Below are 12,415 nucleotides of genomic sequence, written 5' to 3'. Positions count from 1 at the left end.
GGTCCTTTGTTCCGTGTTGTGTTCAGTTCGGGAGAGACAGTTCGGTTTCCATGAGGCGGTCGATTTCTGCCGACCAGTCGGCCAGCCATGCCTGCTTGATGTCGTCGTCGAGCCATGCGGCGGACAGGCCAGCCAGCGCGATCCGCTTCAGTGCCGGCGGCCCGAGCGCGAAATTCTCCGCGATCAGCGCGTATTCGCGGTCGAGCGTCGTGGCGAACATGGGCGGATCGTCGGAGTGGATCGTCACGGTAAGCCCGGCCTCGATCATGCGGCGGATCGCGTGGTCGGGCGCGGAAAGGTCGCGCCAGACAGTGGTGGCCAGCGTCGTGCTCGGACAGCAGGTGAAGACGATACCCATTTCCCTGCACTGTTCCATCAGCGCGGGGTCGTCGACCACGTGGTAGCCGTGGTCGATCCGTCTCAGGCCGAGGACGTCGACGGTATCGCGGACGTAGCCCGCCGGGCCGTCCTCGCCCGCATGGTTGGTGACATTGAGCCCGGCCGCCCGCGCTCGCTCGACGATGCGCGCAAACATCGGCGGTGGGTTCGGGCGTTCGTCGTAATCGAAGCCGATGCCGATCACCTCTGCCGGGCGCTCGGCCAGAACCATGTCCAGGAAGCGCTCCCCACCGGCCGCGCCGAGCGGCTTCGCATGGGCCGGTATCAGCTTTGCTATAAGCCCATAGCGCTCCTTTGCGCGGTGAAAGCCGTCGAGGATGCCTTCGAGCATAGTCGAATAGGCCACGCCATGAGCCAGATGCGCATGCGGGCTGAAGAACAGTTCGACGTAGCGCGCACTGGCCTTCGCGCAGCGCTCCAGTGCCTCGAAGGTGATGCGAGAGAAATCGTCCGCAGTCCTGATCGAGGCGCAAACCAGATCGTAAATCTTCAGGAAATCCAGCAGGTTGCCGTAGCTGTAGAGCTCCGATGTCGGTCTGCCGTCCGGCAGCGACACCGCGTTCAGCGCCGCCAGCTCGGCGAATGTCTCTGTGGAGACGGCACCCTCGAGGTGCAAGTGCAACTCGACCTTGGGTATAAGCTGAATGAAACTTGACAACGACATCGACGCTCACCCGCCCGGACCGGCAATCCCAAGCCGCACCTGGTTTTCTTGGGCGACGGACGGCTGCCGAGTTGTTCGATAATCGCGGCTTTTTCCAAGTGTCCAATCACCTGATACGCAACAGATGTCAGGGAAACGGGGCTTGCACAAGCCAAAAAATGATGCCTAACTAGACACATTCTAAAATTGCTTAAAAAATGTGCAGGCCGGGAGAAATATAGGCATGAAGCACTTACTGGAAGCGCAGAACCTTGCGCCTCCGCCTCAAACAACGCGCCTGCGCTTCGTCGGCCAACTGGTGTCGTCGAGCTTTAGCGAGTTCGCCGACAGGCGTGCCGCTCGGCTCAATCTCGATCTGCTGGTGCACGAAGCCGCGGACGATTTTTTTGTCGTCCAGGTTTCGGGCCAGCCCGATCTCATCGATGCCTTCGAGATGGCATGTAGCCTGGGACCAATCGACTGTCTGGTGATGGACTGCGAACGGGCCGAAATTCGGGGATATTCCAGAGAGGAAGACGCAGGATGACGATACAGGCTGGATGGCACCCAGTGGCGCTGTCGGGATCGATCGAGCCGGGCAGTTCGGCCGGGATCCGCCTTGGCGGAAACGAACTGGTGGTGTGGCGCGACAACAGCGGCGCAGCGCATGTCTGGGAGGATCGCTGCCCGCATCGCGGCATGAAGCTGAGCTTCGGTTTTGTCCGCGGCGATCATATTGCCTGTCTTTATCACGGCTGGCAGTACGATGCGGCCGGCCAGTGCCGATACATTCCGGCCCACCCCGATCTCAGGGTGCCGGCGTCCATTGCCGTGTCCGTCTACAGCACGGCCGAGGCGGCTGGAATGGTCTGGACGGCACTGGATCCGGCAGCAGCATTGCCCGAACTGCCTGCCTTGCCAGAGGAGGTGGTGCCGGTCCGCAGCCTGTATCTCGACAGTCCCGCCGCAATGGTGATCGATGTCGTGAGGGCCATGCCGCCCAGGCCCTTCTCCCGCGGATCCGGGCTCGCTGATCTGAAGGCGCTGAGCGGGATGCTGTTCAGCCTGACGGTCGGCGAACACACGCTGCTTCTTGGCCTGCAGGAACTGACCGACAAACGATCGGCCCTGCACGTCGTGATTGACGGGCCGGCAGCCAAGTATGCCGGCAAGGGGCAGGAGCATTTCTTCGCTTGGACGAGCGAGCTGCGTCATCATCTCGAGACCGGGCGTACCGGCGCGACCTCGACGACGTGGGCCGCATGATGGCGAGGATCACGCTCTACAACTACGAGCTGGACGAAAACTGCTATAAGGTGCGGCTGGCGCTTTCCATGCTCGGCCTGGAATGGCAGACCGTTGCAGTCGATGCATTTCCGGGGGCGGAGCAGAAGACGCCGCCATTCCTAGCCATGAACCCGGCGGGCAGCCTGCCCATTCTCCGCGACGACGAGGTGACGATGTTCGGCGCCGAGGCCATTATCGTCCATCTGGCGCGCAGCCACGATTCAATGGGTGCATGGCTGCCGGCGGATGGGGCGGATTTCGCCAAGGTGATGCAGTGGCTTTTCTTCGCGACCGGCGATCTCGGCGTTGCCGGCGCCGCACGCCGCCATGCCATGTTCGGCGCCGGCGGCGACGAGGCTGCGCTGAGGGCCGGTGCCGCGCACGCACTCCGCGCCATGGACGACCATATGACCGCGCGGGGTTTCGAGAAAAAAGAATGGTTCGCTGCGGACCGCCCGACCATCGCCGACATCGCGCTTTTTCCGGCTTTTGCGCTGAGCCGCGATTTCGGCGTCGACCATGACGAGTATCCGGCGCTGCGCCGCTGGGCGCGTCGCTTCCGCGCGCTTCCCGGCTTCATGACCATGCCGGGCATCCCCGATTACCATTGACGCCAACATTCGAGAACGAGGCTAGCAACAGAATGACCTCTCTCACGCGCTTTTCCGTCCAGCCGCTCTCGTCCATGACCCGGCGACTGGCCGGTGTCGCTTCCGGGCGAGCCGATCCCGATCTGGTCATTGCCGGCGCACGCGCGTTGTCGACCTATTCGGAGCGCATTCTTCCAGGCCGCGAGATCTGGCTGTCGGGAGGACGGATCGCCGCTGTGAAACCGGCCGGCACCTACAAGGGCGGCAGCGCCAGGATATATGACGCCAGGGGCGGCATCGTGGCCCCCGGCCTGGTCGATCCGCACATCCACATCGAATCCTCGATGGTGACGGCCTGCGCCTATGCCGAGGCGGCGCTGCTCAACGGCACCACGACCCTCTTCTGCGACAGCCACGAGATCGGCAACGTCATGGACGTTGCTGGCATCGAGGCGATGCTGGAGGACGCGCGCCTGGCGCCGTTGTCCATTTTCCTGACGGTTCCGAGCACCGTCCCGGCAACTTCGCCGTTGCTGGAAACGGCCGGTGGCGACCTGACAGCCGAGAAGATCGGCGCATTGTTCGACAAATGGCCGGAAGCCGTGGCGCTTGGCGAGAAGATGGATTTCGTGCCAGTGGCTATGGGCGATGAACGCAGCCATGCCATCCTCGCTGCGGCGCTGAAACGCGGCCGCCCGGTGTCGGGACACGTCTATGGACGCGAATTCGTGTCGGCCTATGCGGCCTCCGGCGTCACCGATACCCATGAGGCGATCGACCGCGAGATCGCCGACGACATGCTCGAAGCCGGCATCTGGCTGTTCCTGCGCGGCGGCCCGCCGACGACGCCGTGGCACAGCCTGCCCGCAGCGATCAAGACGATCACGGAACTCGGAGCCTCGCACAAGCGCATCGCGGTCTGCACCGACGACCGCGATGCTGACGACCTGATGCTCTTCGGCCTTGACTGGGTGACGCGCGAGGCGATGAAGGCCGGCATGACGCCGGAGCAGGCCTGGTCTATGGGCTCACTGCATGGCGCGACGCGCTTCGGCATGGAAGGCGAAATCGGAGGCCTCGGTGGCGGCCGCCGTGCCGACCTGGTGCTGCTCGACGACGGCTTCGATCCCGTCAGCACGTGGTATGGCGGCGAACTCGTCGTCGATGACGGCAAGATCACGCCGCTGCTCGACCAGGCCCTCTCGACCCGCTACCGCTATCCGGACGCGGCCTACCACACAGTGAAGCTGCCGAAGCAGATCAAGCTGACGCCGGACCTGCCAACCGCCAAGGTGGTGGCGCATACCATCCGCACCGAATTGCCGGGGATCACGCTCGGCCACCAGAAGATCACGCTCGATCCGGCCAATGACTGGCAGAACCATTTCGACCGCCACGGCCTGTGCTTCGTCACCGTGGTCGAGCGCCATGGCAAGTCGGACGGCAACGTCGCCTACGGGCTGCTCAGCAATTTCACGCTGAAGCGCGGCGCCGTCGCGTCGTCTGTCGGCCACGACAGCCACAACATCATCATCGCCGGGGTCAACGAGGCCGACATGCAGGTGGCGCTGCGGGCGATCGAGGAAACGCAAGGCGGCGTCTGTGTCGTCGTCGACGGCAAAGTAACCGCCATGGTCGAACTGCCGATCGCCGGCCTTTTGTCCGACAAGCGCGTCACCGAGGTCGCGGATGAGGTGAAGATCCTCAAGCGGGTATGGGAGGCGGCCGGCTGCTGCATCCCCTATATGGGCTTCAACCTCATCCCGCTCTCGGTCATCCCCGAAATCCGCATCACCGACAAAGGTCTCGTGCTGGTGCCCGAAATGGAGATCGTCCCGGCCTTCGAGGCCGCCTGAGTGGATCCCTTCCGGCTTGGCCTGGTCTCACCGCGCATCCATTATTTCCAAATGGTCGCGCGGCTGGGCTCGGTGCGCCAGACCGCGCAGACGCTCAACGTGGCGCCATCCTCTATCAGCCGCGTCATCAAGAGCCTGGAGGACGAACTGGGCACACCGCTCTTCGAACGCGTGCGCCAGCGACTGAAACTGACCAGCGCAGGCGAGCTTCTGCTCTACCACGCGCGTCAGAGCATCACCGAGTTGGCCCGCGCCTCGTCCGAGATCAACGATCTCAGTGGCCTCAACCGCGGCTCGTTGTCCGTGGCAGTCGTGGAGAGCGCGGCGCGCGGGCTGGTGCCGAACGCACTGAAGGAATTCTGGAAGCGCCATCCGCGGATATCGGTCGATGTGCATGTCGCCGGGTCGCAGCGCGCCTGCGATGCGGTTGCCGACGGCGAATGCGATCTGGCGCTTGCTTTCGACGTGCGCGTGCCGCGCAACGTGCGCAAGATCGCGAGCACGCCTCTGCCGCTGGGCGTCGTCGCTCATCCGGACAGTCGCCTTGCCGGCCGCAAGGAAGTGAAGCTGTTCGATCTTGCCGGCGAACAGGTCATCGTCTCGGACAACAGCCTTGCTTTGGGCATTTCGATCGACGATGCGATCGGGCGCTCCATGATCGACATCACGCGACGGTCGCGGACCAACTCGATCGGACTGATGACCGAGATGGTGCGCCTCAACCTCGGCGTGGTGCTTCGCACCAAGCTCGGCATCGAACCGGAAGTGGCTGACGGATCGATCGTTTTCGTGCCGTTGCGCGATTCTCGCATGAACCCGCACCGACTGATGCTGCTCGCCCGACTGGAACGCGAAATGTCGGATGCGGCCTCCGCATTCGCGGCGCTGCTGGCCCGCATGGTCGAGGCGTTGCATGGTTAGTTGTTGCATTTTGCGCATCGATAAAGAGAGTAATTTGTCCCTATCTCGAACAACTGAGCTTTGCGAGACTTCCCGGCCGAAGGGGATGTCATGAAGCAGAGTGCGGTCGACGCGGTCATTCGGGGGCTTAAGCGGGCGGGAGTGAGCATCGTCTGCTACCTGCCCGATTCGCTGTTCAAGGAGCTCTACCCGGCGCTTGATGCCGATCCGGATATCCGCACGATCCGCGTCACCAACGAGGGTGAGGGCGCGGCGATCTGCGGCGGGGTCTTCCTGTCGGGCAAGCGCGCGGCGCTGGTCATGGAAAATTCCGGCTTGCGCGCCTCGGTCGAGCCGTTGGCCCGCATGGGCCTCGGAGCCGGCATCCCGGTCGTGATGCTGATGAGCTATCGCGGCGAGCTTGGCGAGAACAACTGGTGGGCAATCCCGCATGGCATCACCATGGAGCCGGTGCTGAACGCACTGCGCGTTCCGTACCGGATCGTCACCGAGGAGGCGAAGATCGAGCGCGCCATCGTCGACGCCTATTCCTGGTCCTATGCGTCCTACTACCATTCGGCCGTGGCGCTCGGCGGCGAGGTGGTGCGATGAAACGCTTCGACTGCATGAAGGCGCTTGCCGCGCGGTTGAAGGATGAGTTGGTGATCCTTTCGCTCGGCGGCAGCGTCGACGAGTGGTACAACGCCGCGCCGCATATGCGCGAGGCGAGCCTGTTCCAGCAGCAACTCGGCTGCGTCACGCCGCAGGCCTTCGGGCTCGCCGCCGGCCTGCCGCACCGCCGCGTCGTTTCGCTTGATACGGATGGCGGCCTGCTCTTCAATCTGGGCATCCTGGCCACGCTCGGAAACGAACAACCGAAAAACCTCTTCATCGTGGTCTGGGACAATGAGTGCTACCAGTCGATCGGCGGCCCGCCGACGCATACGGCGCTGGGCCGCGTCGACCTTGCCGCGATCGCGCGCGGCGCCGGCGTCGAGAACGCCCATACGGCGCGCACCGTGGAGGAGTTCGACGTGCATTGCGCAAGGGCGCTCGCGATGGAGGCACCCTATATAGTGGTCGCCAAGGTCTCGGGAACGGTTCAGCCGGACATCAAGCGCAAACACAGCGACGGCCGCGAGGACAAGTATATCTTCGTCCGCCACGTCGAGGCGAGCGAACGCATCGTCATCATGGGCCCGAGCGAGCACAACTGACGAGATCATGGGCACCCTCGGACCTGTCGTCCCTCGACGCGCGCTGAAACCCAGCTACGACTACGTCGTGGTCGGCTCGGGTTCCGGTGGCTGTGCGGTGACGCGGCGGCTGGTCGATGCCGGTGCCGACGTCCTCCTGATCGAAGCAGGCCCGACGAGTCTTGGGATCGTGGAGGCCGACGACCCCGGCCAATGGGTGCCGCTTGGCCGCGGCACCTATGACTGGGGCTACGACTATGCTCCGACACCGCGCGTGAACGGCCGTACCATCGGCATCCCGCGTGGCCGCCTGCTGGGCGGCTCAAGCGCCATCAACGCGATGATGTGGTATCGCGGCCACCCACATGATTACGATGCCTGGGAGGCTGGCGGCGCCAAGGGCTGGAGCTTCGCCGACGTGCTGCCCTTTTTCCGGCGCTGCGAGGACTGGCGCGACGGTGCAAGCGAGTTTCGCGGAGCGGGCGGTCCGCTCCGTATCGAGCGGCCGACGGCACTGCACCCGGTCGCGCAGGCGCTGATCGATGGCGCGGCCGAGATCGGTATCCCGGTGATCGACGATCCGAACGGCCCCAGCAACGAGGGGGCGACCGCCGCGAATTTCAACATCTTCGACGGCAAGCGCTGGAGTTCGGCGACGGGCTATCTCGTGCCGATCCTGGATCACCCGATGCTGACGGTGCTGACCGGATCCGCGGCCATCGGCCTGACGGTCGAAGGCAGCCGATGCGTCGCGGTCAAGCACCTCGTCGGCGGCGAAATCTGCGAAACGCGCGCGCAAGAGAGCATCGTGCTAGCGGCCGGGGCCATCGACACGCCGCGCCTGCTGATGCTGTCGGGCATCGGCGATCCGCTCGACCTGAAGCGCCTTGGCATTGCGGTCGTTTGCGCCCTGCCGGGCGTCGGCCGGAATCTTCAGGATCATCCGCTGGCGCAGGCCTGCGTTTTCCGCGCGAAGCGCCCGATCGGACCGATAGTGGGCAATGGCGGTGGCTCGATGGTCAACTGGAAGTCGCGGCCGGACCTGCCGCAGCCCGACCTGCACGCCTTTCCGGTCCAGGGCAACAGCGCCGAACCTGCGATCCGCGCGCGCTACGATCTATCCGGCGATGTCTTTTCCTTCGGTGCGGGCCTGATGCGCTCGAAGAGTGTCGGGCAGCTGAAGCTACTCGACGGCAAGCCCGGCGGGCCGCTCGAAATCCAACCGAACTTTCTGGCGGAACCGGAAGATCTCGACGCCATGGTCACTGCGGTCGAGCTGGTGATGGAGATGGCGGCTGCAAAGGCGAATGCCGGTCTCTTCGGCAGCTTCGCCGCACCCGACCGCCGACTGACCCGCACCGAGACAATCGCCTTCATCCGCGAGGCGTGCTCGACGTTCTTCCACACCTGCGGAACAGCCAAGATGGGCGAGGACGCGATGGCCGTCGTCGACAGCCGCCTCGCCGTGCACGGCCTTGATGGGCTGCATGTTGCCGACGCTTCGGTGATCCCGACGATCCCGACCTGCAACACCCACGCGCCCGCCACTATGATCGGCGAGCGCGCCGCCGATTTCCTGCTCGCGGCAGCTTGAGGATGTCATGAACGACAGAACGCACACGGAGCACTGGCGATGACACGAAGCCTCATCCTTGCGGCCGACACGCTGCTCACTATGGATGAAAATAACCATGTGTTGCCTGACGGCGCCGTGCTGGTCGAGGATGGCCGTATCGCCGCGGTCAGTGCGCTCGCTGCACTGCGTGCCGCGCATCCGGCCGTAGCCGTGAAGAAGCTCGACAATGCGGTGCTTTTGCCCGGGCTGGTCAACGCGCATGCGCATTCCGGTTTCCTGCGCGGCACGGCGGAGCACCTGCCGGTCTGGGACTGGCTGACACTCCATATCAATCCGATGCATCGCGTGCTGCAGCCACACGAGGCCGAGGCGGCGTCGTGGCTCTGCTACGCGGAATCCGTGCTCGGCGGCACGACCACCGTCGTCGACATGTGGCGGTTCATGGAAGGCAGCGCCAGGGCGGCCGAGGCGATCGGCAACCGCCTGGTCGCCGTGCCTTACGTCGGCGAGCATCCCGACTACAACTATTTCGACACGCTCGACATGAACGAGGCGATGATCGAGGGCTGGCATCGCAAGGCGGGCGGCCGCATCAACGTCTGGGTCGGGCTGGAGCATCTGTTTTATGCCGACGAAGCCGGCCAGCGCCGGGCGATCGAACTCGCAAGGAAATACGAGACCGGCTTCCACACACATTGCAGCGAGGCCGAGATCGAGATCGCGGAATTTGAGCGGCGTTACGGCAAACGGCCGATGTTCGCGCTCGACGACCTCGGCTTCTTCGAAACGCCGCGCGCCATGATCGCCCACGCCGTCTGGCTCGACCGGGAGGAGATCGAGCTTATTTCCAAGCGCCGCGTTTCGGTGGCCCACAATCCTGTTTCCAACATGAAGCTGGCAAGCGGCATCGCGCTGGTGGCCGAGATGCTGAAGGCCGGCGTGCCTGTCGGGATCGGCACCGACGGCGAGAAGGAGAACAACAATTTCGACATGTTCGAAGAGATGAAGGTGACTTCGCTGCTGGGCAAGCTGAAGGACCTCGACGCCGCTGCCATGGATAGCTGGCAAGTGCTGCGCATGGCCACCATCGTCGGCGCCAAGGCGATCGGCCTCGATCATGAGATCGGCTCGATCGAGGTCGGCAAGCGTGCCGACATCATCGCGGTCCGCACCGATACGCCGCGCATGACGCCGGTCTTCCGCGACGGACCCTATTTCAATCTCCACCACAATCTCGTCCACGCCGTGCGCGGCAGCGACGTGTCCCTGACGATGGTCGATGGCGAGATCCTCGTCGAGCACGGCGTGCTGCGCACCGGCGCCCTGCGCGAGATCATTGCCGAAATCCATCGCGTCGCGCCTGGCCTGTTCGCCCGGCGCGCCGCCTTCCTCGCCGAGAATTCCGGCGGCAGCCTGCAGTGGACCCAATAAGGCGAGCCCCGGTAATGAAGACGACGGACAGGGCGGCACTGGACGATTGGTATGCGGTGGCGACGGTGGCCGACCTGGGTGGCGCGCCGAGCCGCACGCGGCTGCTGGGCCAGGACATCGAACTGGTCCGTGACATCACGGGCGCAATCATCGTTAGGGAGGTCCTGGACGACGACGGCCGCGGCCTCGCGCTGCCTGTCCGACAGCGCTACGGCTGCGTCTGGACGACGCTGGGCGAGCCGGGGAAGGAAATCTTCGAGATCGCCGAGGCGTCGGAGCCCGACCGGCGCTACGTGCCCTGCGGCTGGGTGACGATGCGGGCTTCGGGTTTGCGTGTCGTAGAGAACTTCCTCGACATGGCACATTTCCCCTTCGTGCATACCGACATTCTCGGCTCGGAGCCGCATACGGAGGTGCCGGCCTATCTGAGCGAGATACGTCGCGACGTGGACGAGGTCTGGGCGACCAACTGCACGTTCTTCCAGCCGCGCATCGCCGCCACGGAAAGCTCCGGCGCGTTTGTGCATCTGACCTATCGTGTGCCGAGCCCATTCATTGTCATGCTTTACCGTGTATGCCCCGGAGCGCGCGGTCGGCTCGATGTGATCGCGCTGTTCATCCAGCCTCTCGAGGAAGATCTCTGCCGCGCCCAGCCGGTCATGTATCTCGTCGACTCCGCTTCGACGCAGACGGCGTTGCTCAACTTCGAACAGGTCATCTTTCTGCAAGATCGGATCATCGTGCAGAACCAGCGGCCGCTGCGCCTTCCGCTCGAGCCGCGGATGGAAATCCCGACACGCGCCGACGGTTCCTCCATCGCTTACCGCCGCTGGCTGAAGGAAAAAGGCATTCGTTTCGGCACGACCGCGGTAGCCACATGACCGGACCGGATCTCCAGGTGCTTCGCCCGGCCTCCGTTGCCGAGGCGCTGTCGTTGGCAGGCGAGGGCGCATCGCAACTGGTCGCCGGAGGCACGGCGCTGCAGCTCGGCTGGGCGAAAGGCCTGCCAAAGCCGCGGCGCCTCATCGACATCGGCCGAATCGCCTGCCTGAAGGGCATCCAACCGGCCGATGACGGCTTTCGCATCGGCTCAGTGACGACCCTGGGTGCCTTGGAGCGTGACCGGGCGATAGGCGAGAATTTGCCTCTGCTCGCAGCCGCCGTCCGCGCCACGGCGGGACCCGCCGTCCGCAATCTCGCAACGCTGGGCGGCAACGTCGCCGGGCGCACGGGTTGCCTTCTGCCGGCCCTGCTCGCGATCGACGCGAAGCTGGAGATCGTCTCACCGGCTGGGCGCGCCGTCGTGCCGCTCGCGCAATGGTTGGCCGACGCACCGTCAGCGGCCCTCATTGAGACGATCATCGTTCCACCGCAGCCAACTGCCGCTCGCTGGACCCATCGCAAAGTCGGCCTGCGCGCCGCCTTCACCCCAAGCGTGGCTGGTGTTGCCGGACTGATCGAAACGGCGGACGATCTTGTCACGATCGCGCGGCTCGCGGCCAGCCGCGGCGGCGAAGCAGCCCGTCTTGGCCGCGCTGAAGCGCTGCTCATCGGCCGGCGCCTCCAAGAGATCGATTGGGCCGAGCTGCACGCCGCAATTCTTGCAGAGGCGCCGGCGATCGACGATTCGTGGCGGTCCGGCCGTTATCGGCGCAATGTCGCGGCGAATGCGCTGGTCTTCGGGCTCGGCGGCAAGTTGTCCCAAGGAGCACATTCGCCGCGCCGGCGGACCGTGCCGTCCGGAAAGCCGCCTGCCGAGGTTCTTGTGTCCCGGTCGGAAACCGGCGCACGCTGGTACCAGCGGCCGGACGGCGCGCCGAAAATCGCCGGCCGGCTCGAATACCTGACCGACCATCGCGAGCCCGGTATGCTGGTCGGGCGCATTCGGCGCGCTGGCATTCCCCATGCAAGGATCGTTTCCATCGATACGAGCGCGGCCGAGGCGCTGCCCGGCGTCGCGGCGGTTGTCACGCACCGCGACATTGCCGGCAGCAATGCCTTCGGCATTGTCGTGCAAGATCAGCCGGCACTGTGCTTCGACAAGGTCCGCTATGTTGGCGACGCGGTTGCTGCTGTTGCCGCTGTTGACATGAAGACGGCCGAACGCGCGCTTGCTCTCGTCAGCGTCGAATACGAGCCGCTGCCAATTGTGAGCGATCCCCAACAGGCACTCGCCGCTGGAGCCGAGTCGGTCCACGCCTCAGGCAATCTGCAGTGCAGCTTCGAGTTCACGCGTGGCGATGCCGCCGCGACTTTTGCCAAGGCAGCTCATATCGTCGAGGCTGTCTACGAAACGCCGTGCCAGATGCACGGCTTTATGGAGACGGAGGGCGGCTACGCTTTCGTCGGTACGGATGGTACCCTGAACGTCTTTGCCGGTGGGCAGCATGGCCGCCGCGACCGCATGCAGCTCTCGCGCATCCTCGGTATGCCGCAAGAGCAGATACGGGTGGATAGTGTTGAAAAAGTCCGGGTTGCAGCAGTCCTGAAGCACTTCTCTATTCGGCATGTTGAGGTCAAGCGCTTTCGAGCTTGCG

Annotated in this window: 12 protein-coding genes; 11 read left to right on the top strand and 1 reads right to left on the bottom strand. The window is 64.6% G+C overall.

Translation table 11 applies throughout. From position 1 onward, the window contains the following. Nucleotides 1-22: 22 nt before the first annotated feature. On the bottom strand, nt 23-1,063 hold the full coding sequence (gene add / locus NKI97_RS11075; protein WP_352834044.1) for an adenosine deaminase: 1,041 nt from the start codon (nt 1,061-1,063) through the stop codon (nt 23-25). Nucleotides 1,064-1,286: 223 nt separating this feature from the next. On the opposite strand from add, the gene NKI97_RS11070 reads away from it, so the two are divergent. The 11 genes from NKI97_RS11070 to NKI97_RS11020 all read left to right on the top strand — a co-directional run. Further along, complete coding sequence (locus tag NKI97_RS11070) at nt 1,287-1,589, top strand: hypothetical protein (protein ID WP_352449820.1); 303 nt, start codon at nt 1,287-1,289, stop codon at nt 1,587-1,589. Beyond that, on the top strand, nt 1,586-2,308 hold the full coding sequence (locus tag NKI97_RS11065; protein WP_352449819.1) for a Rieske 2Fe-2S domain-containing protein: 723 nt from the start codon (nt 1,586-1,588) through the stop codon (nt 2,306-2,308). Before NKI97_RS11070 ends, NKI97_RS11065 begins: the two co-directional genes overlap by 4 nt. Next, on the top strand, nt 2,305-2,940 hold the full coding sequence (locus tag NKI97_RS11060; protein ID WP_352449818.1) for a glutathione S-transferase family protein: 636 nt from the start codon (nt 2,305-2,307) through the stop codon (nt 2,938-2,940). Before NKI97_RS11065 ends, NKI97_RS11060 begins: the two co-directional genes overlap by 4 nt. A gap of 32 nt (nt 2,941-2,972) precedes the next feature. Then, a complete protein-coding gene (locus NKI97_RS11055; protein ID WP_352834041.1) occupies nt 2,973-4,775 on the top strand; it encodes an adenine deaminase in 1,803 nt (600 codons plus the stop codon). Continuing rightward, complete coding sequence (locus NKI97_RS11050; protein ID WP_352834038.1) at nt 4,776-5,696, top strand: LysR family transcriptional regulator; 921 nt, start codon at nt 4,776-4,778, stop codon at nt 5,694-5,696. 90 nt (nt 5,697-5,786) lie between these two features. Then, nucleotides 5,787-6,287, top strand: coding sequence for a thiamine pyrophosphate-binding protein (locus NKI97_RS11045; protein WP_023674235.1), 501 nt, complete (start codon nt 5,787-5,789; stop codon nt 6,285-6,287). Then, nucleotides 6,284-6,892: a thiamine pyrophosphate-dependent enzyme gene (locus tag NKI97_RS11040; protein WP_352449815.1), complete on the top strand. Its 609-nt coding sequence runs from the start codon at nt 6,284-6,286 to the stop codon at nt 6,890-6,892. The genes NKI97_RS11045 and NKI97_RS11040 overlap by 4 nt, the downstream gene beginning before the upstream one ends. 7 nt (nt 6,893-6,899) lie before the next feature. Beyond that, nucleotides 6,900-8,465, top strand: a complete 1,566-nt coding sequence (locus NKI97_RS11035; RefSeq protein ID WP_352449814.1) for a GMC family oxidoreductase — start codon at nt 6,900-6,902, stop codon at nt 8,463-8,465. 39 nt (nt 8,466-8,504) lie between these two features. Further along, nucleotides 8,505-9,878, top strand: coding sequence for an amidohydrolase family protein (locus NKI97_RS11030; protein WP_352834036.1), 1,374 nt, complete (start codon nt 8,505-8,507; stop codon nt 9,876-9,878). A 14-nt stretch (nt 9,879-9,892) separates the two neighbouring features. Continuing rightward, entirely contained in the window at nt 9,893-10,759 is an 867-nt protein-coding gene (locus NKI97_RS11025) for an aromatic ring-hydroxylating dioxygenase subunit alpha (protein ID WP_352834033.1), read from the top strand. After that, nucleotides 10,756-12,415 (top strand): FAD binding domain-containing protein (locus NKI97_RS11020; RefSeq protein WP_352834031.1); only part of this gene is annotated, 1,660 nt, incomplete at its 3' end. The genes NKI97_RS11025 and NKI97_RS11020, both read left to right, overlap by 4 nt.

Origin of the sequence: Mesorhizobium sp. M0296 (assembly GCF_040321675.1) — a bacterium.
In the GTDB taxonomy this organism is placed as follows: domain Bacteria; phylum Pseudomonadota; class Alphaproteobacteria; order Rhizobiales; family Rhizobiaceae; genus Mesorhizobium.
The sequence above is the reverse complement of the archived record's forward strand: the minus strand, read 5'-3'. Positions and strand labels throughout refer to the sequence as shown.

Bases quoted from the DNA above. Each gene is read 5' to 3' on its own strand.
- add (WP_352834044.1), bottom strand. From the start codon at position 1,063: ATGTCGTTGTCAAGTTTCATTCAGCTTATACCCAAGGTCGAGTTGCAC.
- NKI97_RS11070 (WP_352449820.1), top strand. From the start codon at position 1,287: ATGAAGCACTTACTGGAAGCGCAGAACCTTGCGCCTCCGCCTCAAACA.
- NKI97_RS11065 (WP_352449819.1), top strand. From the start codon at position 1,586: ATGACGATACAGGCTGGATGGCACCCAGTGGCGCTGTCGGGATCGATC.
- NKI97_RS11060 (WP_352449818.1), top strand. From the start codon at position 2,305: ATGATGGCGAGGATCACGCTCTACAACTACGAGCTGGACGAAAACTGC.
- NKI97_RS11055 (WP_352834041.1), top strand. From the start codon at position 2,973: ATGACCTCTCTCACGCGCTTTTCCGTCCAGCCGCTCTCGTCCATGACC.
- NKI97_RS11045 (WP_023674235.1), top strand. From the start codon at position 5,787: ATGAAGCAGAGTGCGGTCGACGCGGTCATTCGGGGGCTTAAGCGGGCG.
- NKI97_RS11040 (WP_352449815.1), top strand. From the start codon at position 6,284: ATGAAACGCTTCGACTGCATGAAGGCGCTTGCCGCGCGGTTGAAGGAT.
- NKI97_RS11035 (WP_352449814.1), top strand. From the start codon at position 6,900: ATGGGCACCCTCGGACCTGTCGTCCCTCGACGCGCGCTGAAACCCAGC.
- NKI97_RS11030 (WP_352834036.1), top strand. From the start codon at position 8,505: ATGACACGAAGCCTCATCCTTGCGGCCGACACGCTGCTCACTATGGAT.
- NKI97_RS11025 (WP_352834033.1), top strand. From the start codon at position 9,893: ATGAAGACGACGGACAGGGCGGCACTGGACGATTGGTATGCGGTGGCG.